General features: G+C 37.4%; 23 protein-coding genes. 11 read left to right on the top strand and 12 right to left on the bottom strand.

The annotated features are described in order from the left end of the window. Positions 1 to 3 precede the first annotated feature (3 nt). The 6 genes from EV200_RS03230 to EV200_RS03205 all read right to left on the bottom strand — a co-directional run bounded on the left by EV200_RS03230 (position 4) and on the right by EV200_RS03205 (position 6,812). On the bottom strand, positions 4 to 1,533 hold the full coding sequence (locus tag EV200_RS03230) for an FtsZ/tubulin family protein (RefSeq protein WP_132529360.1): 1,530 nt from the start codon (positions 1,531 to 1,533) through the stop codon (positions 4 to 6). Positions 1,534 to 1,542: 9 nt separating this feature from the next. Continuing rightward, the gene (locus EV200_RS03225; protein ID WP_132529359.1) at positions 1,543 to 1,926 is read right to left on the bottom strand and encodes a hypothetical protein; all 384 of its coding nucleotides are present in this window, start codon (positions 1,924 to 1,926) and stop codon (positions 1,543 to 1,545) included. A 5-nt stretch (positions 1,927 to 1,931) separates the two neighbouring features. After that, entirely contained in the window at positions 1,932 to 3,281 is a 1,350-nt protein-coding gene (locus tag EV200_RS03220) for a hypothetical protein (RefSeq protein WP_132529358.1), read from the bottom strand. A gap of 133 nt (positions 3,282 to 3,414) precedes the next feature. Then, positions 3,415 to 4,479 carry a type I restriction endonuclease gene (locus EV200_RS03215; RefSeq protein ID WP_132529357.1) on the bottom strand — a complete coding sequence of 355 codons (1,065 nt, stop codon included), beginning with the start codon at positions 4,477 to 4,479 and terminating at the stop codon, positions 3,415 to 3,417. Between the two features lie 238 nt (positions 4,480 to 4,717). Beyond that, positions 4,718 to 5,773, bottom strand: a complete 1,056-nt coding sequence (locus EV200_RS03210) for a hypothetical protein (protein ID WP_132529356.1) — start codon at positions 5,771 to 5,773, stop codon at positions 4,718 to 4,720. Positions 5,774 to 6,059: 286 nt separating this feature from the next. Then, complete coding sequence (locus EV200_RS03205; protein WP_132529355.1) at positions 6,060 to 6,812, bottom strand: LytR/AlgR family response regulator transcription factor; 753 nt, start codon at positions 6,810 to 6,812, stop codon at positions 6,060 to 6,062. Between the two features lie 493 nt (positions 6,813 to 7,305). Here EV200_RS03205 and EV200_RS03200 point away from each other — a divergent pair, with 493 nt between their 5' ends. Further along, positions 7,306 to 7,644, top strand: coding sequence for a hypothetical protein (locus tag EV200_RS03200; RefSeq protein WP_132529354.1), 339 nt, complete (start codon positions 7,306 to 7,308; stop codon positions 7,642 to 7,644). Positions 7,645 to 7,748: 104 nt separating this feature from the next. On the opposite strand, the gene EV200_RS03195 is transcribed toward EV200_RS03200, so the two are convergent. The 3 genes from EV200_RS03195 to EV200_RS03185 are packed head-to-tail and all read right to left on the bottom strand — an operon-like array spanning position 7,749 to position 13,128. After that, positions 7,749 to 9,113, bottom strand: a complete 1,365-nt coding sequence (locus tag EV200_RS03195) for a RagB/SusD family nutrient uptake outer membrane protein (protein ID WP_165877844.1) — start codon at positions 9,111 to 9,113, stop codon at positions 7,749 to 7,751. Between the two features lie 10 nt (positions 9,114 to 9,123). Then, positions 9,124 to 12,300 (bottom strand): SusC/RagA family TonB-linked outer membrane protein, encoded by a 3,177-nt coding sequence (locus EV200_RS03190; protein WP_132529352.1) that lies wholly within the window; start codon positions 12,298 to 12,300, stop codon positions 9,124 to 9,126. 30 nt (positions 12,301 to 12,330) lie between these two features. Then, positions 12,331 to 13,128 (bottom strand): TlpA family protein disulfide reductase, encoded by a 798-nt coding sequence (locus EV200_RS03185; RefSeq protein WP_132529351.1) that lies wholly within the window; start codon positions 13,126 to 13,128, stop codon positions 12,331 to 12,333. A gap of 965 nt (positions 13,129 to 14,093) precedes the next feature. Between EV200_RS03185 and EV200_RS03180 the strand changes: the two genes are divergently transcribed. After that, on the top strand, positions 14,094 to 14,369 hold the full coding sequence (locus EV200_RS03180; RefSeq protein WP_132529350.1) for a helix-turn-helix domain-containing protein: 276 nt from the start codon (positions 14,094 to 14,096) through the stop codon (positions 14,367 to 14,369). Positions 14,370 to 14,399: 30 nt separating this feature from the next. On the opposite strand, the gene EV200_RS03175 is transcribed toward EV200_RS03180, so the two are convergent. Next, positions 14,400 to 14,720, bottom strand: coding sequence for a hypothetical protein (locus EV200_RS03175; protein WP_132529349.1), 321 nt, complete (start codon positions 14,718 to 14,720; stop codon positions 14,400 to 14,402). Positions 14,721 to 15,511: 791 nt separating this feature from the next. Here EV200_RS03175 and EV200_RS03170 point away from each other — a divergent pair. From EV200_RS03170 to EV200_RS03130, 9 genes are all read left to right on the top strand, one after another. After that, positions 15,512 to 15,814: a hypothetical protein gene (locus tag EV200_RS03170; RefSeq protein ID WP_132529348.1), complete on the top strand. Its 303-nt coding sequence runs from the start codon at positions 15,512 to 15,514 to the stop codon at positions 15,812 to 15,814. 92 nt (positions 15,815 to 15,906) lie between these two features. Next, positions 15,907 to 16,848 carry a manganese catalase family protein gene (locus tag EV200_RS03165; protein ID WP_132529347.1) on the top strand — a complete coding sequence of 314 codons (942 nt, stop codon included), beginning with the start codon at positions 15,907 to 15,909 and terminating at the stop codon, positions 16,846 to 16,848. Positions 16,849 to 17,111: 263 nt separating this feature from the next. Further along, positions 17,112 to 17,525, top strand: a complete 414-nt coding sequence (locus EV200_RS03160; RefSeq protein WP_132529346.1) for a hypothetical protein — start codon at positions 17,112 to 17,114, stop codon at positions 17,523 to 17,525. 54 nt (positions 17,526 to 17,579) lie between these two features. After that, a complete protein-coding gene (locus tag EV200_RS03155; protein ID WP_132529345.1) occupies positions 17,580 to 17,831 on the top strand; it encodes a hypothetical protein in 252 nt (83 codons plus the stop codon). 335 nt (positions 17,832 to 18,166) lie between these two features. Continuing rightward, entirely contained in the window at positions 18,167 to 18,817 is a 651-nt protein-coding gene (locus EV200_RS03150) for a response regulator (protein WP_132529344.1), read from the top strand. Between the two features lie 279 nt (positions 18,818 to 19,096). Continuing rightward, positions 19,097 to 19,363, top strand: coding sequence for a hypothetical protein (locus tag EV200_RS03145; protein WP_132529343.1), 267 nt, complete (start codon positions 19,097 to 19,099; stop codon positions 19,361 to 19,363). Between the two features lie 290 nt (positions 19,364 to 19,653). Continuing rightward, positions 19,654 to 20,013 carry a response regulator gene (locus EV200_RS03140; RefSeq protein WP_132529342.1) on the top strand — a complete coding sequence of 120 codons (360 nt, stop codon included), beginning with the start codon at positions 19,654 to 19,656 and terminating at the stop codon, positions 20,011 to 20,013. 204 nt (positions 20,014 to 20,217) lie between these two features. Next, positions 20,218 to 20,442: a hypothetical protein gene (locus EV200_RS03135; RefSeq protein WP_132529341.1), complete on the top strand. Its 225-nt coding sequence runs from the start codon at positions 20,218 to 20,220 to the stop codon at positions 20,440 to 20,442. Between the two features lie 195 nt (positions 20,443 to 20,637). Beyond that, the gene (locus EV200_RS03130) at positions 20,638 to 21,057 is read left to right on the top strand and encodes a response regulator (protein WP_132529340.1); all 420 of its coding nucleotides are present in this window, start codon (positions 20,638 to 20,640) and stop codon (positions 21,055 to 21,057) included. Between the two features lie 10 nt (positions 21,058 to 21,067). Here EV200_RS03130 and EV200_RS03125 read toward each other — a convergent pair whose 3' ends face one another. Together EV200_RS03125 and EV200_RS03120 are read right to left on the bottom strand one after the other, a co-directional pair. Continuing rightward, positions 21,068 to 22,213 (bottom strand): PAS domain-containing sensor histidine kinase, encoded by a 1,146-nt coding sequence (locus EV200_RS03125; protein WP_132529339.1) that lies wholly within the window; start codon positions 22,211 to 22,213, stop codon positions 21,068 to 21,070. Positions 22,214 to 22,522: 309 nt separating this feature from the next. After that, entirely contained in the window at positions 22,523 to 22,774 is a 252-nt protein-coding gene (locus tag EV200_RS03120; RefSeq protein WP_132529338.1) for a hypothetical protein, read from the bottom strand. Between the last annotated feature and the right edge of the window lie 338 nt (positions 22,775 to 23,112).

Genomic DNA, 23,112 nt, shown 5'->3' with positions numbered 1-23,112 from the left:
TTTTTATTCAGTCATGGTTGGTAAGGCACCTAAAACGCTGTAGCATTCTGCAGCGATCTGGTTTAATAATTGTAGAAATCGTCGTTCTTTTTCAGGGTCAGGAATAGTTTTTCTAAGTTCATCCTCCATTCTGCCCATTTTTTCACTGATGAATGATTGACTTAAGCCAGGATTACGCGTAATCCCTAAAATCTTTTTAACCGTAATTGGCTTCCCGGTTATAAATCCATTCAGGGTTTCATCAAGTTGTACAGGTTGAAAACTGCGTTCGTTTAATGCCATTTCGTTCAGCCACCCTTTAAAATGAGTACCCAAAAAGGAAGAAAGGGTTTGATAAAATAAGTCGGTATGAATATGATCTTTCAACAAATCTTTATAAAATACTTCATCTTGTAGTTGAGGAATGCTATCCAGATAAATTTTCATGGCATAGGCAAAATGTGCTAAAGGCTTCATTACCTGTTGTCCAGACCAGTTATAGAAATGCCTGAAATCAACAGCAGCACTATCCTGAATAATACCATAATCAAAATATTTGGTTACACCATTCAGTGCAAGTGTTTCATCTGGTTTGTTGATGAAATCAATGATGGCCGTTGCCCCAATCATCTCTACCAAATGTGCCGGATCAAGCTGTTGATCTCCACCTGCATGATATTCATATTGTTTCGTAGGCTTATCCCATACGTGATATAATGCATTAAGCTGCCCGGCCATGTGTTTGGCATAATAACTTAAGGCAGCCTCTGTTTTGGCATCAAAGCTTTCCGAGCTGATTTTCCCATCGCCACCTGCCTTTTTCTTCGCTTCAATTTTATAATAAGGCATTACGGTTAGGGCACCTAGTTTAATATTCCGAAGCCGGTCATCACCTTTAATTAACTTGATCAGTTGTGGGAAACCTGAAGATCCCGTACCTCCAAATATGGAACTGACGATAAAAATGCGATCCTGAGGATTAATGCTTTTCGCCACAAACTGATATTCTTTAAGGGAGGATAATCCATTGAAAACCACACATCCAATATTTGGATTTCCTTTAAAGCCTTCATCAAGGCGGAGGTTAAGTTCTGTATTTTCATAACGTGGATGATCAGATGGGGTATCATCATAAAGTGCCCGCAGCATATCCATGGTTACATCACTCACCAGTTCTTCATGAGGATCAACATATTTGATGAACGAAGTTTCCAGGTTATCAAATTTCAGCTGAAAGGAATCATCAATCTTTTCTGCTCCTTCGGTTTGTAATGAACTTAATGTATTTAAATTGGTATTGAAAAAGCCATTAGAAAGGTCTGATCCATCTGCACTGCGTTGTGGAGAATATGCTGTTTTACGAATTAACTTATAAGCTTCCAATGCTTTCAGCGTTCTGGTGGTATCTGCATTTTTAGCATCTACGTCTATAATCACCGGGATTACCTTATTCGTATCGTTAAGCTTGGAACCTGCTGCCAAAAGCATGGTGAGTGCCCGAACTACCCTTGCACCAGTACCACCTATTCCGAATATAAATGTGTTTCTTATCATATCTAAAAATTAAAAGGGTGTTCTTTTGGAAAAAACAGATATTGGCTTAATGACTATGGATAGCATGATGAATATAATTACAGCGAGTACAGCGTTCATTAAGCAAAAGCGATACATGTAACTGTCTATTTCGCCGATAATATCTTTGGCAGAAATGAATGCAATAGCAAAGGATGCGCACATGGTCAGGATTAGGGTAAATATCCAGTGCCCGAGTTTGTGAAAAATAGGTTTCCATCGGCCTAAGAATAAATAAAAAATGAGTACCACGGCTGAAACGATTATCAATGTAATCTGCCCAACGGTTTGGTACACTTCTTCATCATATTCCGGAACTGCAGGGTTAGCACCTGCAATGAGCTCATAAAGCCCTGAGAAAATAGTTAAAATCATTGCTATTATTGGTTAATTTGAAATTTTAGATCAACAAGGTTTTTACCTTCGTTATTATATGCCTCCATTACACCATTGACGAGGTGTTCGAAGGCAAATGTTTTTTTGCCTAATTTTTTCACGTCCTTATCGTTCATGGTTGACCAAGCCTGGTACCAGGAATCATATTTTAGGGGTACACGCAGATTAAGTGTTGCCTGATCCAAACGAAGCTGTGTGATTTTCACTTTTATCACGTGACTTGCCCTTTCATAATGAGCGATTTGATTTTTGTTTTTTAAAGTAAGAGATGGCAAACGCTCTGAAATATCAACATTGGCGCTACAGCCACTGGCTTCAACTTTTAAATGTTCGCGGAGATAACTTAACTTTTTAGCATATGGTGGCAGTGAATTTAAATCTACCACGGCAGAAAATTCGATGGCTTGATTTTTTTCCGCTTCTACGTTTTCTATTCCTGCATCACTTACTTTTCCGGCATTGATGAGTTTATAATCACCTTTCATGCCCAGTTGAGTTAGAATATGATAGTTTTCTATTTTTTTATCCAGCAATCCAAAATGAATTTCCTGTTCAGGCTTAAAATTCGGAATCTTCGCAAGTTTTGCATCAAACACAGGTAAGACGTCATTTTTGGCAATTACCCACACATAGAAAGGTCTAACTGTACCTTTAAGCACCACCTTAACATTCTGATAGTCATAATATTTTCCAAAAAATGCAGAGCTAAAGGCATATAAACTGGCAGCTTGTTTTCGGGCCTTTAAATCAATGAATGTTGAATAAATATTATTTTTTAGTGTTCCTGATGCTGCTTGTCTATTCACTTCTGCATTGGCTTTTACCGCTGCGTTTGGAAAAGATAAAATACAATCGGAAACAAAAATGGAGATATCGCCATCTTTAGTAGCCTTTGCAATATCATTGAAAATGTGGTGCAACTCTGAACTGTTACTGAGTGCAATTTTAGTAGTTGCAATGTCGCTGCTAAATCTCGTCGCTTCAAATGGGTAATTTCTGATGCTGTCTGAAATGAAGTGAATCTTCACCGGAGAGATTTCCTTATCGATCTTCACGGCTAAATCAGAAACAATTTGCTTAAATTCTGCAGATCCCGTAAAGTATCCACCCATACTGGCAGAGGTTTCGAGGTAGAGATTTACCAGGCCGATTTTTGGTGGCAATGGGCAACCTACAGGCTTAGGGCCTTTTACGTCTTTACATTTGTCTTTTTCATCAAGCACGTTATCTCCATCCGAATCTTTATCGCTCTTGCAGCCTGTAAAGAAAGTAAGGGATAGCAAGACTATGAGCAATGCTCCAATAGCCCAAAATTGAGAACCTTTTGTTTTCATTTTCTTAATAAATGTGTATCATAAAAGAATATGTTATTGTTAATTGATCATGCATTTTCATAAGCGATTTGATATCTCTTTGAAATAAAATTTATGCATTGCAGAATGAATTTTACAGATTTAAAGTACTCCTCTATTGATACTGATCCAGCGTTTGGTGCAGTTGCCCCCTGTACTGGTAAATTTCATCAGGAGAAGTAATCAGAAATTTTTCTCCGGCATCTTTACCATTAGCAAAAGTTTCCAAATATTTATTGGCTGTATTAAAGTAAAACCTGCAGATTGGCTTTCTGTTGTTATCATCCAGCAATACACCAAAGTAAGATTGTGTATCCCTGGCGGCAATTCTTGAAGATGGGATGCGCTCCCGAAGAATGGCTTTTACAATTTGAAATGCCTCTATTTCTTCTTCAGTGGTAATAATTTTATTGTCTGTTGTTTCGTTAATTGGCGTTACCTTAGCTTCTTCCGTCTTATCGATGGTTTCATTAATGCTCAATGCAGATTTTAACCTGGAACTGATGGATTCATTGATGGAAAGTACAAGTGCTTTTTTAGCATACTCTTTAAAAGTGACCATTCTGCTCGCCGTGAGTGGCTTATCGAAGAATCTGTTTACTAATAATTTCACAAATTCATCAGAAGGGTGTTCGATTTCATTTTCAAATTCCTTACGGATGGATTTAATATATTTAAGACTTTCGGCTGAATCCAGAATGCTTTCCAGGCTATATTCAGTTTTGGTAAAACCTTCTAAAATTTTAATGGAGCTCTCTTTCAGGTCTTCAATATCAATGGTGAAAAATGGTTTCTCATCCATAATATTGGGTTTCTCCAAATCCATGTAGAAGTTATAAATGGTGCCATTGGTTAACACGCCGAACCTCGCTTTTGAAACATGGTAGTATCGATGGAGTTGTGAATTATGAGCGTCGGCCTTTTCTTTCCAATGCTTACATTCAAAGATGAGGATAGGCTCTCCTTTTTTCTTGATGACGTAGTCGATTTTCTCGCCTTTCTTAGTACCAATATCACAGATGTGTTCTGGTATCACCTCAGTCGGATTGAAGATATCATAGCCCAAAATCTGAATGAAGGGCATTACAAATGCATTTTTGGTTGCTTCTTCGGTATTAATCTGGTCTTTCAACCCATTTACACGCTGGTGTAATTGTTCGAGCTTTAATTTCAGTTCCATTCTGTAGGGATAAGTCTGTTTATAACAATTGGTGATTATCCAAAAGTAGATAGCAGTCGCAGCCTTTCCTTACGGGAAACCGTAAAGCAAACCTATAAGGTTTAAATGATACGATTAATAAAACTTCGTTAGTAAGGGGGAAATTTAACTTACAAAGTTTCAAAGGCCTGAGGGTGGCAAAACTTCGTCAGTTTTTAAACCAAATCTATAAGATAAAGGGTAACACTAAACTTTGATATTAAAATACGATATCAAAGTTTAGTGTATGATGAATAATCAGATAATCGAATCTTTCTATTTGCATTTGATGAATTATAATTTGGCGATGTAATTGTTCAAATTCTATCTTAAACCTGGCTGGCTCCTCAATATATTGTATATCTTCTCCTTTCAAACACAATCTTTCATTCACCATAAAAATCGAAATTTTTCCTCTCGTTCTGTTTCTTTGGGTGGTTGAAAAGTGCAATAATAGTACGGTAATTGGAATTAATGCAAAGGCATCAATATTCATATTTTCTATGCCTTTTTCAATTCTTAAATGAAGTAGAGCTTGTTTAGGAAACATGATCTGATCCATTTTAATCAGGTTTTTGACTTGTATTAAGTCCTTCTCCAATTTAGATCCCTTTTCGGCATCCGTATCCATATAATACCGGACTAAGTTTGTAGAATAAAGGGATAGTAAAGCAAGATTATCATCCTGATTGACAAGTTTTAAATAAACAAAATTTAAACAGCTAAATAAGTGGTGCATATTCAAATGCGTGTAAAGTAAATCTGTCCGGCATTTATACAACGTGCTATCACTTTCAGAATTTAATATCTGGTGATTGAAATAGGAAGCTAATAATCGTTCTTTTTGATCTCTTTCTTTAATAAAGCTGATTAAATAACAATAGCCAAGTGCACATAAGATGAAAAACACACTCCGATAAATATATCCTGATAATATTTTAAGACTGAGTAAATTTGAATTCCTATCTGCTGCGTTTAATGAATAGATGCCATAATCAAGTAGAACTTTCACAAGGATGTAAATGACTAAGCTAAGTATAACACCGATGGGAATCCGCCACCAATCATGCTGATCGGAGCGCCACGCCCAATTTGAAATCATCCCAGCGAAAGCATAGAAAAAAACAATATTGGTAACAGCATGAACAACCAAAGCAATTAAATCCGGAGTATTGAGCTCCATTCCCACAAGTAATATGTTTTCATAAAGCATAAAAACCAGCCAACATAACACATGAATGCGATAGCGTTTTACATTTATAAATATTGGTCTCATTGCCTTCATATTCATTTTAGTATGGTCAATATGCCATCTGGTCATTATTAATCTTTTTTAGCTCCCAATCCCACTAGGTTAGTGAAGGAAATTAGCAATACCGTTTCCATCCTAACCATTTAAATATTATCATCATGAAAAAAGCAATGCCTATTTTAAAATCAAAGACAGTTTTTGTCTTTAAATCAAAGAAAAGAGATGTCTGTAAATTATCTACCGACACTGGTATTACAACGAGTGTATTAACAACCACCTGATCACCAATGGTTTGATCTTCAAAGACTGGTTACGGCCGGTTTTTGAGGATCCTCTGCTGGATATAATTAAAAAAAGCAGTTCGATACTGCGGACTAATAGGGGCCATGTAATCTTTATGCAGATAAACCAGATTTGCTAATACTTTATTTATCGCATTTAAATTGATAATGTGAGACTTATGTATTCTCATAAATCGCTGATCATTTTTAAGATCAGCGATTACCTTGCTAATTCCTGCATTTGCAATATAGTCTCCGGTCTCTGTGAAAATGTGGACCTGATTTTTCTCTGCACTAAATAAAATAATACTTGCTATTTCTATTCTTAAATACTGTCCTTTCACACCATCCAATATGTATATCCCGTCATCAGCCACATTACCTATCGGCTTTGCATTTTTAGATTGATGAAGTTTAAGCTGATTAATCTGACTAATCACGTCGATCAAATTAATTTTCGTAATGGGTTTTATAAGATACTGCAACGCATTAACTTCAAATGCTTTTAATGAATATTCCTGAAATGCAGTAACAAAGACAACAAAATTTACTTTTCCTTGAATGCGTTTCGCCAGTTCCAAACCTGAAAGTAGTGGCATATTAATGTCCAGAAAAGCAATTTCGATCACCTCATTTTGATCAAGAATCTCAGCCAAGGCAAGCAATGGATCTGTAAAACTCTTTTGAAGGATAAGTCCTTCATGATCACTGATAAGTGTAGATAATGCATTGATCGCTTCATGATCATCATCAATAATAATGCACTGTAATATTCCATCCATGAATAAATAAAATTGAAGGCGTGAGGGATGTTAATAAAACAGGGAGAACCATCCAAACTTCACTATCTTTTCTTTTACAGAATGAAGGCAGTGATGGGTGGATAAATTTAAAAATTAAACCATAGTTTCCAAAAAATGTGCTTTGAAGATGCTTTTAATTCAATTGAAAAAGCTAAAATTTCACTATTCCGAACTAAAAAACACCAGATAAATTCATCTTTTGTACGTTAAATATTATTGTTTAAAGATACAATATGACTGTTGGTATATACAAAGGCGTAATCGATCAGACACGCCAATAATTTAAGTTAGAAAACAACGATTTTAGTTTAGGCAACCGAAAATGATATGGATTGCCATTTTACCGGGAAAGAAAAACCCCAAATAAATAGAAAGGAGGAGATAAAAAATTTAGAAAAAACAAGATGAAACATGACGAGGTCAATGTACATCACACAAAAATTAAAACTTCAAACTAAAATTAAACATTACCATGAATTTAAAAAAAATGAGTTTAGGCCTTGTAGCCCTTGTAGGGTTCGGCCTTTTAATCACAATGAATGCTTTTACCTCAATCTCTAAACAAAATTTTACCTATTGGCAATATGAGTCGGGAAGAATAAGCGACATCCGCGAAGGTGCCAGCTATAGCCCGATTGCGGCACCAAGTGTAGCACCTTGTGAAAATGGTACTGATCTTCCATGCGTATTGAAGGTTGATGCAAGTATAGATACTCAGGATAAGCTCAATACTTACCTTCATGATACAGCGACTTTTCCTACCGCTAGTGACATTACCAATACGGCCATGTACAAAAAAGAAGCGGAATAAGTTCAAGCTAAGTTGTTAATTTAAAATGCCATCCAAATTTTGATTGCCTAATCGGGCTATTCATCATCTTGGATGGCTTTTTTAAGAACAGTTTTTTGTTAATTTTATTTCGGGTTTTGCTGCATACCTGTTAAAGCAATCACATCTTCAGGAATAGGCAAGGCATACCGCAAACTATTCGGCGCTAAAGTGGTCTGCTCCCCATTTACGGTTCGGCTCAATACAATTCCATCGCCCTCTACATTCCAACGCTTAATATCTCCCCATCTTAAGGTTCTGAATACCAGTTCCTTTCTGCGTTCAACCTTAATTAGCGCCAGTAATGCTGCCTGGGTTAAGCCTACATAAGGAGAAAAAGTGTTCTTTTTATACCGATTTATTAATAAGAAATTTATATCTGCCAGTGCTTCGCTGATTCTGTTTAATCTGGTCAGGCATTCTGCCCGAGTTAACAATAGCTCATCAGTTGCCACACCATTAAAAATGGAAGGTCCGCCGGCGTAATAGCCTTTAAAAATATAGGCTGTACCACTTGCCCTGAAAAATACTGTTTTCCGGAGGTCATTATTGCCGTAAAGATTATAAAGTTCAGGACTAATCAATGCCCTGGCCTGACTTCCTGTGGCGGTGGCTACGGCCCGGCTATCAAAAAGAACTTCTGCATTTTGTTGGGCTATCGGAAAGTTTGCTGATGCATTAAGGGTATTAAAATCCATTAATGTTTTTTGAATCTGCAAGGCACTATCGGCGTATAGACCAGCTTGTACATAATTTCTCATTTGCAAATATGTTCGGCTTAATAAACCATAAGCAGCTGCTTTTGATGGCCTGATGACTGAAACATCTTTAACCGGCAAATCTGCAATGGTGGCTTTAAGATCATTCAAAACCTGATCATAGCTTTCTGCCAGACTGGCCCTAACAGATGTTTTGTTAAAATCAGCATCAAGTCGCAACGGAATCCCTAAATCAGCAGCTGCTGAACCCTGATCATAAGCTTTCGTCCAGATGCTAATCACATTGAGGAAAGCCTTTGACCGATGAAAGCGAGATTGTGCAATAATATTTTTCAGCTTGGCATCAAGCGTAATATGGCCATTTTTCTGCGCAACAGCATCCAGTATAGAGTTACAGATATACACCACTTCATATGAAGATGCCCATTGGGGCGAGAGAGGTGCAAAATTATTATCCGGCTTCCAGAGGTAAAGGTTTCGGTCTTGCTCTGTACGGGCATTAAATACATCATTGGTTACATAATAATCATCTGTACATGAATTCGCAACACCCGGATCATTGAAGTTGATTTTTAGATAATTATCCAGAAGTGCCTGCATATCTTCTGTTGTTTCAATGGTAGATAGTTGCTGATCAGGCTTTTCATCCAGGTATTTTTTACACCCCTGAAAGCTGATGAGGCTGAGGAGAAGCATTGCTGGGTATAGTACTGTTTTTTGATATCTTTTCATGGTTTCATTTTTAGAGGTTAATCCTGCATCCGGCAGATAAGGTTTTGGTAGGGAGTAGCGTAGTCGGACTGGCATAGTCCGGATCAATTCCTTTATTATTGGCCCTCCAAAGGATGCCTAGGTTGGTGGTGTTGAGGTAAATTTCGGCTGAGCGAATGGTTTTTCCAAACCAGTGATCGGGTAATTTGTAACCGAGATTAGCATATTGGAAGCGGATGTGATCGCCACGCTCTACCAAAACTTCAGAGCCTGCATAAAAAACATCTCGGGCAGAATTATTGGGGTAAATAAAGGCGGGTACGCTGGTATTTAATTCATCACCTGCTTTCTGCCAGCGCAAGCTATAATCGCTATGGCCAATTCCACTGCTTACTAATCTGCTGTAACTAATGCTCTGCCTCCTGAAATAATAGCCGAGTTTAAAGCTGATACTCATCTGCAGGCTGAAGCCTTTATAACTGAAACGGTTTTGCAAATTCCCGAAAGCTGTTGGCAATGCAGAGCCGAATAATTTCAACTCATCTAATGAAGTACCCGTTTGCGTAATGCTGGTATAATCTTTACTAACTGATCCTTTCAGGTAAGCTATGGGGTCTCCAGTGGCATCAAGCCCCGAGCTTTTAAATGCATAAATGCTATAAACCGGGCTACCTACAATGCCACTAATGTTAGCTGTACTACCGCCTACCCAATCATAAGAATTAGTGGTGAGCAGGTAATAATCGGTTACTTTGGTTTGGTTGGTGCTAAAGTTTAAAGTACTCTGCCATTTAAATCTGCCCTGGGTATTGAGACTATTTAATTGAACATCAATTCCTTTTCCTTGCATAGCGGCCACATTTTTAGTGATGAAGTTGCCTACGCCAGTAGTATAATCTATGGGATAAACGCCCAGCAAATCTTTACCACGTTTAATGTATCCATCAATACTACCAGATAAACGGCCGTTTAAAGCATTAAAATCTATCCCCAGGTTAGTGTTTTGCACGGTTTCCCATTTCAAATCGGGGTTGGCTTTTTTATCAATGGCGGCATATGGCGATTGTGTAAACACCGATGTCCCTCCATATTGTATCGTAGTAAGTCCAGCCTGGTTTGGATCGGCATTGCCACTAAAGCCATAACTAAGTCGTAATTTCAAAAAATCAACAGATTTAATATGGTAGAAGCTGGCTTTAGAAATAATCCAGCCAATACCTGCAGACCATAAGGGTTTCCATTTATCATTGGTATTCACACCGAAAAAATTTGTAGCATCCCGGCGTGCGCTCCCGTACAAAAGATATTGTTCCTGGTAATCATAGCTTACGTTTCCATATACACTTAAATAGCGGTTTTGTGTTTCACTGAGGCCTTGCCGATCGGGGATGTATGCACTGCTCCCGGTAACATAGTTGGGGAAAGCGGTGGTGTAATCTACTGGTGTAATGCTTAAAGTATTGGCATTAAAACCATAGCTTCTAAAATTATTGCCACTGCCCTGTTGTTCCCTCCGTTCGGCACCCGCCATTACATCAATACCATGCGCAGCAATTCTTTTGGTGTAATTTAATTGGGCCCTTAAATCTTGCGCCCTTAATAGCGAAGCAGAACGATCATCAATCGCTCCAAGCGGAATCTTATAAATTGGCGTACCATTATTGTTTAATTGCGTAAAGCTATTAATCAGATTCCGTGTGGTATAGCTGCCCATTTCTTGTAAAAGATTGCTACTGCCAGATTGCCTTTGCAGGCGGTAAAGTAAGGTAGCCGATAAGCCATTCCATTTATAATTTAAACCTGTATTAATGTTTAAATCATCTTGATGGCCTTTGGTACGTTGATATTCATCATTGTTAAGTGGATAATAATGCCAATCCAATAACTTAGATGCAGATAAACTATTAATATAATTCATACTGTAATCTTTTGCTATGGGCAGGGCATTGCCATTTTCATCAGCAAAGCTGGCATAAGGATACAAGCTGCCACTGGCCGAGGTAATGCTTCCATAACCCGTTTTGCCTGTGGTGCTATTGCTGCCTGTGTACAGCAAACCGACATCAAACTTTAGGTTTTTTAATAAATCAAGGTTCAAAGCATAACGCAGACTTAGTCGATTACTGAGGGCGTTTAATTCGGATCGGCTGTCGTCATAACCTGCTGAAGCGGTCCACCCGAAACCCTTTCCACCAGCTGCAGCTTGCACATAATATTGCTGCGCATAACCGTTCTGGTAGAAATATTTTGAAAAATCATCCCTTACATCCTTATTGCGGTAACTGGCTATACGGGCATCCTTCTCTGCCTGGCTAAAGGCATTATTGTACATCAGTTCTACCACTGGGGTAAGTACAGGTTTATTTAAGTTGTTATAATCGGTTTGGTAAAAGCCTTTTTTAAAAAGGTTTAGTTCCACATCAATAAAATCGCTGCTGCTCATTTGCGGTAACCGATACAAATCTGGTTCTTGATTAAATGTATGGTTTAGGTTGGCGCTAATGCTAAGTGGCTGGTTGTATTTCCCTTTCTTGGTTTGGATAACAATTACCCCATTCCCGGCGCGGCTTCCCCAAATGGAAGTTGCGGCGGCATCTTTCAGAATACTAATGCTTTCTACATCATTTGGATTAAGGTTATCAAGGCTCCCTTCATATGGAAAGTTATCCAAAATAACCAGCACATTCCCCGGTCCACTAAAAGTACTTACACCCCGTATGTTAATGCGCTCGCGGCTAAAACTCTCCCGATCTATGCTTAGCCCATTACCCACAGCTTCTAATCTATTCATAATGCTACTGCCCACTTGTTCGGCCAGTACCTTGCCGCTAATTTGCTGGTAAGCACCTGTTAATTTTTCTTTTCCTAATTTTTGATAGCCGGTATTTACAGTTACCTCATCTAATTGATTGATAGCTGGTTTTAACTTAAAAATAAGCAATTGTCCAGTAAAATTAATGAGGGTATCTAAGGTGCTGTAATTTAACAAGCTGATTTTAAACTGATGCGGGCCGTTGCTTAAAATGAGAGAAAACTGCCCATTGCGGTCGCTTTGGTAATTTAATTTTCCATGGTCAATGTTAATAATGGCATTTGCCAATGCGCCAGCATCAGCCTCACTAACAATTTTTCCTGTAAATGATTTTTGAGCCAAGGCGGGTATGATGCTGCCGAGCAAAATCATGAGCACGCTAATATAATATTTCATAGTTTGTTTGGTTTAAAATGTAGTTTTCAGCTAGTTTGATTTAGTTCCTTCTTTTAACCGCTGCTGGCGATCAAGAATAGAATTGAGGTTACTTTTATGCATAAATTCACTTCCACTTGCGGCTAGAAAGTATCCTCCGGCTATCCATATATAATGCGGTACTGTGGTATGTACAAAATATTTGCTCAGCGTAGTATCTGCTACCACAGTCATCAGCTGATCGTTAAAGCGCTTCATGGTTAGCGCAATCTTTTCTGGTGTATCGCGGGTGCTCTTGGCATCTACCAAAAGCACCACAGCCTGCCCTTCGTATTCTTTTTGCAGGCTATCAATGTATTTAAACTTGTGGGTACAGCTGCTACACCAGGTTGCCCAGAAATCAAGAATAAGCAATTGGTTTTTATAGGATGAAAGACTTTGCCTGGTGGTTTTGCCTTTTGCATAAATCATGTGTTCCTGCGTCCAGAAGCTTTCAGGCAATTTACTGCCAACTTCCTGTGGCATGGCCTCCTTTGCTATGTTTTGGGCCTGCGCAGGCATAACACAGCTACATAATAAGAGAAGAAGTAATACCGAGATTTCTTTACTTCGTTTAAGCCACTCCAGTTTAATTTCAGCAAAGGATAGTTCGGCCAGTAAACTGAGCTCACGCGATTGCTTAGAGCGCTTTTGCCCTTTGCCAATTCTTTCTTTAAAAATTGGTGGATTTTGGTGTCTGGCAATTTGATGGGCTATGGTATCTGCAGCAATGCGCTTTATACTGTCTGTTCTGAAATTTTTTAGGCATAGGAATGCCCTTACGACTTTTGCCGTTATTTTTTTAATCATATGTTTTCGTTTTTAATGCTGCGCCATCCCTGCCTTATTTTGCGCTATGCTGCCAACTGTATTTATTTACAGCACAAAACAGGATGCCACCAGAGATATTGAATGAATGTATTTGTATTTATGGCTTCATTTATATGGTTAAAGATGATGTTAACCGCATGTTGCATGCAACACAATTATGCAATCCTTTTTATTTCGTGATTAATAACCTAAAAAGTGTCATCCTGCAATTAGCGCAGAACAACAACATTTTTAGGGTTCGCCTTATTTTAAAGGCACGCACAATTTAATATGGGATGTTGCATACCTATTTCTTACCCGCTAAATAACCAATTGATTATCTGCCTGGCGCTATCGGATCTTTAGCTGATTACCTTTTCTTAGCCATTTACCTTAAAATTAAAACAAAACCTGGCTGCTTAACCCTCTATTATACCTCTAAAATAAGAGTGTAAAAGCAGCACAGGAATTGTACTCCAAACTAAACAGGATTTTTAGGTTTTAAAGGCAGCAAATAATTAAATGGGCACTTTTGGGGATGATTAACATAAATGGGATGTTTAGCAATGCATATGAACGCAAAAACAAATGCCGCCCTGGGATGAGGCGAGGAATTAAATTGCAGCTGTTTTACCTTTTGGTTCATACTTATATTGATCAAATACAAGTCTTGCCATTTACAGCTTTCACAATACATGTGAGGCTGCAAACCATCACTACCTTAAAGTTCTCACGCCTTACGTTGAAATGGAATTACAGCAGCCCCACATCTATTTCGATGTACAAATATATACAACTACACATAGATATGGGTATTAAACTGCTGCCCTGCTTCAACGGCGTGAGATTTGTAGTTGCAAGACTTTTATTAATACCTAATTATAATACACGAATATAGCAATTCCTGTATGTTATTCCAAATTTGGAATAACAAATAATTAAATATTAAGGTCTTTTTGTTAATAATGGCTGAACAGTATATTGACAACGAGATTTTAGTACTTATCAGAGCTAGACTGTGGGCGATTTCGAAAGAGAAAAAAATTACTTTAGAAGATATTCAAGATAGAACCGGATTTAGCTATAGTCAGGTTTACCGAATTGTACGTGGAGACAATAACATTTCTGTAAGCGGATTATTTGCCGTGTGCAGAGCATTAGAAGTTCAACCGAATGAGGTAGTTAATTTCGAAATTAAAATTCCAAAATATCCAGATGTAAGGAAACTGCGCAAAGGATAGATTCAAATATAAACCTTATAGGTTTGTTTACTACTGATCATGTTGCCAGCAAAAACCTGTTCCATTCCCACTTCTTTTACAACGGCTTCTTTTTTTAGTTAGTGCTTTGCACTGCCCTATATAATTGGCTGTTTTAGTTTTGCTGGTGCCGCTTCCAGCAAATGTATTAATTGTCCGTACGGTTTTAGTCGTACTAGAACATACGCCACAAGTACCACCTGCGCCACAACGTTTACAAGCACTGCAATTAGAGCAGGCTTTACAGGGATTATAACCATAACAGGTAGAAACCGTTGGTTTTATAATGCTTTTGGGTGGTGCGGTATGAAATAGTGTTAAGCTTAACACCATAAGGATGATTAATTTCAAAATAGAGCGCGATGGGGATGTAATTGATTTATAATCTGATAAGTTAGCTGCAATTTTCTAAACCCGCAATACCAATAAATGTGTATTGTTTATATAACCTTGTAAGGTTTGGTTAGCATAAAATTACAGCTGCCTAATGGTTTTATTTTACGGTTTTCCATAGCGCAGGTTTTACCAATTGGGCTATCGTATCATTTAAACCTTATAGGTTTTTAAAACCTATAAAGTTTGATTGTAAAATTTAGACCTTGGGTATTTCGATAAAAAAGTAACGCCCCTTTCGTACCGAACGTTGCAGTTAAGTTCGCTTAAGTGCTCAGCAAGAAAAAACAATCCATTGGCAGAGTTCATGGTTCACTTAAAACGTTGTTATCCCTCAGGCCGCTTAGGCTAGTATACCATTAATAAAATAACCTATCTCTATCAACTCAAATCCAGGTATTAACCACATTAATAGGGCTAGATACCCCATAGCGTATAGGTTTAGTGGCCGGAAAACACATCACCTTAAAATAAAACGATAAGTCTCATTACTTACAATACGCATCAACCAGCTCCTTAAAACAGCATTTGTGCACTTCAGCACATTAATAGCCATAAATAGAGTGGCCGTTAAGGTAAAAAGTCTTCGCCATAGGTAGAGGGGATATATACCCGAACTTCATGATTGGGCTGAAATTGTTAAACTGTTCTTGATTTAAGATGGTTCAATAAACAGCCATCACCAACTGTAGATGCACACCACTAACAATCACCTCGTAAGCCCTAAATACATGCAACCTTTTAATGTACAAATCAAAAGAAACGGAACAGAAGAGCTTTATACCGTACTCCCTCGTGAGCACCATTTTGAAATAATGGTTAACGATAAAATTGTTGGTACAATTTGCCATTTAGAGGGGCATTGGGTTGAGGTTCCTGCCAATCAAATTGAATCAGGCCAATTGCCTGTTGCACCCATGCAGGCTGGCGATAATTTAAATCTCCAGATACCAATTGATTTACTTGGGCAAGAAATTGAACGCATCTGGGCGGGTATGCCCGAACCAGAAGATGGAGATAAACCATACGTTTAAACACATCTATCACATACCCTGCGCCTAATTACAGTTAAAGCAGATCACATTCCACTTAAGCACTATTAACAAAACAAATAATTAACAAAACTATGTTTCATCATTCAAAAGACTTACAATTTAATGCACGAGTTTCTAAGCCAGACCCTGCATTTGCCAACATTTTATTAGAACAATTTGGTGGAGAAAATGGCGAACTAGCCGCTGCCATGCAATATTTCACACAGGCCTTTGGTGCTAAACAGCCTCATCCAGATAAATATGATATGCTGATGGATATTGCAACCGAAGAATTTTCTCACCTTGAAATTGTGGGCGCAACCATCCAAATGCTATTAAAAGGCGTAAATGGCGAATTAAAAAACGCAGCTGATGCATCAGAAATTATGCAGGTGCTGGATGGAAAAGCCGCAAAAGAAAACATCATTCATGCTGCGCTTAATGCAAACCCTCAGTTTCCCATAATTACAGGTGGCGGACCAACATTGCGAAATAGTCAGGGTATTCCATGGTGTGCATCCTATATTCACTCCAATGGCGATTTAACAGTAGATTTAAGGAGCAACCTGGCGTCAGAATCCAGAGCAAAACTGGTTTACGAACATTTAATGAAATTTACCGATGATCCTTATGTAAAAGAAACGCTATCATTTTTAATGACCCGGGAGGTTGCCCATTACAAAATGTTTGAAGCCGCATTGGAAACCATTCAACCCAATTTCCCTCCAGGTGTATTACAGGCAGATCCAAGATTTACACAGCAGTATTTTAACTTGTCTCCACTTGAAGGAACCCGAGGACCTTGGAATGAAGGCAATATGCCAGGCATGCAGCAAGAATGGGAATATATTGCTCAGCCTGATGTATATGTTGCAGAAACACAAGGATTAAATAACCTTGAAGCGGATATGACAACAGATTTGGAACATACTGCAGAAGCCAATAAATTAATGAGCGAGATGCGCAGTACAGAAATTAAAGTTTCTGAACCAGATGGTGTAGCCCAATGGAGCAATTACTCAACTAAAAGTTAGTTTAAAAAAATCTTTATTCCATAGTCGTAGATGATCAAAAACTCCGGTGGAAGTGATTCCATCTGGAGTTTTTTGATTCTAACAAAGAATAATACATCTATTAGAACAGTAAATATACGCTGGCAAACCACTAAGCCTCTTGGCAATACCATTTGTTAAGCCTGTTATCTACAATATGTTGAATAAACCTACCGAGGCGGCCAAATTACCAGTTTTAACCCACCCAATTTAATTACTTAAAGTTAGAACCATTTTTCACGATCATGTTAATAGAAACTACTTTAACAATAAATGTACCCTCATGGGCATTCTGGAAAGCATTAATTACAAAAGAATTTGTTGATGACAGAGGTGGTTATTTTCAATGTGATTGGGCACCAAATAGCCCAATTAATTGGATAACAGATAAATGTGATGATCAATTTTGTGGCAAAGTACTTCAAGTACAGAAATTAAGTTACCTCAGTTATATAAAATATCAATCAGCAGTCCATCACCAGGTACACGCCTTGGTAAGTTACCAGATTTGGTGCAGTAACACACAAATTTCAGTAAAGGTTAGGGAAGATTTAATGCAAAATGCAAGTCGTGCAGAAATTGCCCAACATGTCAAATGGCTCAATCAACATTTAAGAAAACTAGCAGTAATATCAACAAAAATCAAGCATAATGCCTGATACCCTTAGGCTTCCTAAAACAAAAATAAAGATCATTAAAAAATCAGCTCCGCTATGAATGTTAAAGATACCATGTTGATTACCCTGCCTTCTGGAAAAAAAGTAATTATATTGCTTGCTATAGATAAAGAAGCCGTAGAAGAACTTTATCAATACCTTAAAATTGATGCATTTCAGTTTAAAAAGTCAATTGCTGAAAATGATAGTGATGTCTCCTATATTTCTGCAGGTTATAAGAATGATAGTGGAGAAATATTTTGGGAAGATGATCTTATCCCCATACCAAGGTGGTATGAAAACAACTAAAGCGCAGAACGATACCTGGCAAATAATACCGGTTGTTTTAATACCTGAAGTGATGATCATGCACCACACTTTAAAGTTTAACTTTTGTAAAATTTAGACTAAAAACTATCAATAGAGTAAAAAAAGGCTGTTTTTGCGTTAAATACGGCACTAAACAAGTATTTCGCCTTATGGTAAAATAATTAACTTGCACTATCTAAATAAGGCCTTTTATTCTTCATATTTTATCTATTATTGGTTAGAGGATATAAAGATAAGTCGGTTTAGAATGAAATTCTTGGCAGAAAGGTCAGGAAATTATTATAACAAAACTAAAATCATTTACCACATCAATAATGTTAAAAATTATACTGGCCGAAGACCATGTTATTGTTAGGAATGGCATTAAGCTGTTGTTAGAATATCAGTCAATGGTTGAAGTGATAGGAGAAACCAGCAGCGGACAAGGTGTATTAGACCTGATTGACTCTGGCGTGATTCCAGATATTGTACTTACTGATATTAACATGCCAGATCTGGATGGGATTGGACTAATCAAAGCTTTGAAAATCCAGCACCCAAAGGTCAAAGTAATTATCTTATCAATGATTGATAGCGAAAAATATGTTGCCCAGGCCTTTCTGGAAGGCAGCCATGGTTATCTGCTAAAAAACGTAACAGAAGATGAGCTCATGTTTGCGTTAAAAACAGTTTCCAATAACACCAAATACCTTTGTGTAGAACTCGCACAAAAATTATTAGATAAGCTTATAGGCACCATATCCGCCCAAAGCGAACAAGTAAGCCACCATGTAGATTTAACCATGAGGGAAATTGAAGTATTACATTTGCTTGCAGAAGGTTATACCAACCAGGAAATGGCCGATAAATTATTCTTAAGCAAGCGCACCATAGAAGGCCACAGGCAAACGCTTATTGATAAAACCGGATCTAAAAACACTGCTGCTTTAATTAGGTTTGCAGTATCTAACGGCTATTTAAATTAAAAGGCAAAAAGCCGGCAACCTTTTTAATGATTTAACAGAACTGATACCATGAGTGGTAGCCTGCTATTCCGCTTTATAAAATGTTTATCACATTTTCAACCTTTGATATAGTCAGCGCGGTATACAATAAAAAATGTGCGTTCAATACACTGATTCCTATTATATTAACATTTCCAGCAGCTAAATCGTTTAATTAAATTCATCATCTAGATTTAAAGAAAACTTTATACAACCAATAGTGTTAAAGAATCATAGAACCATCATTCTAAATAGGGTAACATGAGGACTTTAAAAACAGTTAAAATAGACTTCAGATTTCAAAACTGGGGAAAAACAGAGCGAATTGTATGTGAACAGGATCAATATGACAGTCATTCTTTTTCATTATTAAAACAGGGGCAAAATGTAGGTACTATTGTTAAAAAAGGTCAATTATGGATATCAAGCAACAATAATATTTTTCTTCCTGAAGACATCGCTAAAATTGGTGCCCATATTGATGATTACCTTAAAGGCCAGCATCTTTTTATTGGTTCTTCACATTAAAAACCAAATTAATCAGTCTACAGCATCACTCACCATTATGGCTCCAGCACTCAGCCTTCTAATTATTTTACCTTAAGTAATTCAATCAACCCAAACCGGGTTAATAAGTGCAGAAGCTAATATTACTGTCTTTATCTTTCTCCCTTTGTATAGAATAGAATGGATATGCTAATGCGCTATAGTTATAGTATGTTGAATACCCTATTTAAGCTGGATAAATACCTAAGTTGCTGAAGTGACTATTCTACCGTAAAGAAAAGCCCTATTTTTATAATACTAAATTATTTGATATGGCTAAAATTCTTGTATTGGAAAACGACTTTAGCAATGCTGAAGTCATCCAGTTAATATTAGAAGATCAACATTACGAAGTGGCCTGTATCCATGAAGCAGAGATATTACAAGATACCATCAAAACTTTTGACCCTGACCTCATCCTGATGGATATTATCCTGGATACCTATGATGGTAGGGATATTTGTAATGCTTTAAAAGAAAACAGACTTACAAGTCATATTCCAATCATGCTCATGACTGCCATGTTAGAAAGCCAGGTATATGCCAGGGAAAATAAAGCTGATGCCGTTCTGTTTAAACCATTTGAATACACCAGGTTAAATCAAGAAGTTGCCAACCTGATAGCTGTTTAATGTAATACTATCGCTCATCAATTCATATAGCCATAAATTAAAACTGGCTTATATAAAGTTAGTTCAATAAGATCATTACCCATTAATCAAGCAAACGATACATAACAAACGAGATATATACACTTATTTTTTAGCTGCTCTTGGAGCTTATACCATTATATATTTTCAATAATTTAAAAATTCACCCATACATTAATTATATATATGCGATCAGGATTTATTATTTCAATAAGCAAAACAGCAGGAATTGGATTAATCAGAGATTCTAATAATCAAAAAATTAGATTTCATGTAGAAGACACTAATGGTGTTCCTAACAAGGGAGACTTGGTTACCTTTGAAATCTCCTTTAAAAACTGGTCTTTAGCAGCTACAAATGTTATGGTTTTGCATCCACCCAAAGAATCTGCACAAGATGCACTCATATAATTCAAACTATTTAAGTGCAATAAAATTGATGTATTGATTAAATATTATCATCATCAGATAGCTCAATCCGTATTTTTCCCATTTTAGGAAAACAAATAATTGCTGTAAGCGTATATATGATAATTGCATCTACATTATCCGGCCTGTGTTAAAGGTTTTGATAGTAAATTCAGTAGACTTACATATTTGCATCAAATGAAAAAACCTCAAAACGGAGTTAACCAGCAGCCAGATCTTGCAACGAAGTCGTTAGATAACATTAGAATACTCGTTGTAGATGACCATGAAATTGTGCGTAAGGGATTACATGCCCTTCTTTCAGAACAACCTGATATGGAAGTAGTTTCAGTCGCATCAAACGGAGAAGAAGCCATGCAAATGCTAGAAGATGGCTTGCAAACTGACGTTTTACTTGCTGATTTGCATATGCCCGGAATGAATGGACTACAGCTAACCCAAAGTGCACTGGCATTATCAAATAAAATACGCGTATTTATCCTTACGTTAACAGATACCCACAATTTTGATCAGACAGCGAAAGAAGCAGGTGTTAGCGGCTATATATCAAAAACCGAAGATTTTAATGCGCTAATAGCGATGATCCGTTCTCATTGATATTAAAATTTTAGATCGCTTTTTGAGGAATGACAATAGATATTTGAGTTCCTTTACCCAAAGTAGAAGAGATATTAAATGTACCACCTAACAGGTTAACCTTATAACGAATGGTTTGCAGGCCAATGCCCACAGGTTCCGTATCAATGGTTTCAAATCCTTTGCCATTATCCTCCACCTCAACATGTATTTCATCACCATGTTCTTTTATGCTAACTCGTCCGAAACTTGCCTGGGCATGTTTGATAATGTTCATCATGAGTTCCTGAACCATTCGGTATATCGCCGTTTCAATAACCGGATTAATCCGTTCTTCCAACCCTTTCACCGTACAATAAAACTTAACGGTATTACTTAATTGACGGCAGATATCTTCAACCGCCGATTTCAAACCCCTGTCTTCAAGAAGTGTAGGTATCAGATCATGTGAAATTCTCCGACATTCAATAATTGAATCATTCAATAGATTCATAGAGTATCGGAGCGCATCTTCATTGCCATGCTGTTCATGTTCTCCATTAAATTTAATTTTATTTAAACTCAGCTTAACACCAAACAGTACCTGCCCTAAACCATGATGTAAACTTTCTGCAATCCTCCTCCGCTCCTCTTCCTGAGCGTTCAAAACCATTTCTGCAAGATGATGCCTTTGTTGCTGCTGCGTGACGAGGTTCCTCAATCGCTCCAACTCTTTTCTTTCAGATACATCTTCAATAATGGTATACCCCAACATCTTGTCCTCATCTTCGATGAGTATAGTAGTCACATGTACCCATACCGATGTATTATCCTTTTTAATTAAGCAGGTATCAATACTAAAAGAAGACATATCTGTGGTCCACAATGTATGCTGAAGCTTTTTCCAGTCGGCTTTAAATTTTCCTATCGATAAATCTGTGATCTTTTTACCCAGCATTTCTTCCTGCGTATAGCCCAGAATATTGAGCAAAGCCTGATTCACCTTAGTGATCCGCAAATCTGCATCAATGATTTTTTTCCCTAGACTAGATTGCTCAAAGATGGTTCGAAACCGATTTTGACTGCGCTGGTATTCCTCCTGGAGACGATCTTTTTCCTCCTGATTAATTGCCGTCTGTTCAATCAGTTCCTTTAGTGAGGTAATTTCGTCCTGTAATTGCTGGACTGTATTCTGCATGTGAATTAAATAGGATAATAACTCGCAAGATACAACATCTTTCTCTGCTTTGAGAAAGCCCTGTCAGTCAAAAACATGATTCATAAAGCAAAAAACGTATATATACGGTGATTAAACCGGTAATGAAAACATGCCGATTATTGAATATGATCACTTCTAAAACAGTTGAGCATAAATTGGTCCGTAACCTAAAAACTATACCTATCGTAATACCAACATCAAGCCAGATAAAGATAACAGCATTTTATTCAAAAAAAAACACCCATTCCAATATATGAAATGGGTGAAGGTAATTCATGTGTTTAATTTTTAAGGAGTTGAACCCGTAGGTGCGTTGGCTGTAGAATCACTGGTAGCACTTCCCGTTGTACTGCCACCCGTTGTAGTACCGTCGCTTGCAGAAGTACCATTTGTTTGAGAACTATCAAAACTATTGGTATCGGTTACATTGGTATCCAATTGTTGTTCCGTTCCTTCTGATTGATTTTCTGACTGATTCCCGCCACATGCGGCCAAACCTAATGATATGGCCAATGCTGTTACTAATAATTTCGCTTTCATAGTTTTACAATTTATCTGTTCATTTTAAATATTTCCTTAAACCCAATCGGGCTTAATGAATGCCATTAAAAATGCTTAATGACATTACACCTTTAATCAATGTTTCTGTTAAGAGATCTTTCGCATTGTTTAAGGTTTCAACATTATTGCAAAGCCCTAAGTTTTTGCTGATCGAGAAACGGGGGTTTATCCTTTATCGTTTAGGGTAGTTTAAATGATCAAAGCGCGAAACAACGCAATTACATGCACCATGAGTAGTAATAATCAGTTAAAACTTCTTAAATGCTGTACCTATTCGCTAACATAATCTCCCCTTCAAAGGCCAGTTACAACAGCAG

Origin of the sequence: Pedobacter psychrotolerans, assembly GCF_004340665.1 — a bacterium.
In the GTDB taxonomy this organism is placed as follows: domain Bacteria; phylum Bacteroidota; class Bacteroidia; order Sphingobacteriales; family Sphingobacteriaceae; genus Pedobacter; species Pedobacter psychrotolerans.
The sequence above is the reverse complement of the archived record's forward strand: the minus strand, read 5'-3'. Positions and strand labels throughout refer to the sequence as shown.

Bases quoted from the DNA above. Each gene is read 5' to 3' on its own strand.
- EV200_RS03190 (WP_132529352.1), bottom strand. From the start codon at position 12,300: ATGAAATATTATATTAGCGTGCTCATGATTTTGCTCGGCAGCATCATA.
- EV200_RS03125 (WP_132529339.1), bottom strand. From the start codon at position 22,213: ATGCAGAATACAGTCCAGCAATTACAGGACGAAATTACCTCACTAAAG.
- EV200_RS03135 (WP_132529341.1), top strand. From the start codon at position 20,218: ATGCGATCAGGATTTATTATTTCAATAAGCAAAACAGCAGGAATTGGA.
- EV200_RS03210 (WP_132529356.1), bottom strand. From the start codon at position 5,773: ATGAGACCAATATTTATAAATGTAAAACGCTATCGCATTCATGTGTTA.
- EV200_RS03120 (WP_132529338.1), bottom strand. From the start codon at position 22,774: ATGAAAGCGAAATTATTAGTAACAGCATTGGCCATATCATTAGGTTTG.
- EV200_RS03225 (WP_132529359.1), bottom strand. From the start codon at position 1,926: ATGATTTTAACTATTTTCTCAGGGCTTTATGAGCTCATTGCAGGTGCT.
- EV200_RS03195 (WP_165877844.1), bottom strand. From the start codon at position 9,113: ATGAAAAGATATCAAAAAACAGTACTATACCCAGCAATGCTTCTCCTC.
- EV200_RS03175 (WP_132529349.1), bottom strand. From the start codon at position 14,720: ATGGTGTTAAGCTTAACACTATTTCATACCGCACCACCCAAAAGCATT.
- EV200_RS03170 (WP_132529348.1), top strand. From the start codon at position 15,512: ATGCAACCTTTTAATGTACAAATCAAAAGAAACGGAACAGAAGAGCTT.
- EV200_RS03220 (WP_132529358.1), bottom strand. From the start codon at position 3,281: ATGAAAACAAAAGGTTCTCAATTTTGGGCTATTGGAGCATTGCTCATA.
- EV200_RS03200 (WP_132529354.1), top strand. From the start codon at position 7,306: ATGAATTTAAAAAAAATGAGTTTAGGCCTTGTAGCCCTTGTAGGGTTC.
- EV200_RS03185 (WP_132529351.1), bottom strand. From the start codon at position 13,128: ATGATTAAAAAAATAACGGCAAAAGTCGTAAGGGCATTCCTATGCCTA.
- EV200_RS03205 (WP_132529355.1), bottom strand. From the start codon at position 6,812: ATGGATGGAATATTACAGTGCATTATTATTGATGATGATCATGAAGCG.
- EV200_RS03130 (WP_132529340.1), top strand. From the start codon at position 20,638: ATGAAAAAACCTCAAAACGGAGTTAACCAGCAGCCAGATCTTGCAACG.
- EV200_RS03230 (WP_132529360.1), bottom strand. From the start codon at position 1,533: ATGATAAGAAACACATTTATATTCGGAATAGGTGGTACTGGTGCAAGG.
- EV200_RS03215 (WP_132529357.1), bottom strand. From the start codon at position 4,479: ATGGAACTGAAATTAAAGCTCGAACAATTACACCAGCGTGTAAATGGG.
- EV200_RS03180 (WP_132529350.1), top strand. From the start codon at position 14,094: ATGGCTGAACAGTATATTGACAACGAGATTTTAGTACTTATCAGAGCT.
- EV200_RS03150 (WP_132529344.1), top strand. From the start codon at position 18,167: ATGTTAAAAATTATACTGGCCGAAGACCATGTTATTGTTAGGAATGGC.
- EV200_RS03140 (WP_132529342.1), top strand. From the start codon at position 19,654: ATGGCTAAAATTCTTGTATTGGAAAACGACTTTAGCAATGCTGAAGTC.
- EV200_RS03160 (WP_132529346.1), top strand. From the start codon at position 17,112: ATGTTAATAGAAACTACTTTAACAATAAATGTACCCTCATGGGCATTC.
- EV200_RS03165 (WP_132529347.1), top strand. From the start codon at position 15,907: ATGTTTCATCATTCAAAAGACTTACAATTTAATGCACGAGTTTCTAAG.
- EV200_RS03155 (WP_132529345.1), top strand. From the start codon at position 17,580: ATGAATGTTAAAGATACCATGTTGATTACCCTGCCTTCTGGAAAAAAA.
- EV200_RS03145 (WP_132529343.1), top strand. From the start codon at position 19,097: ATGAGGACTTTAAAAACAGTTAAAATAGACTTCAGATTTCAAAACTGG.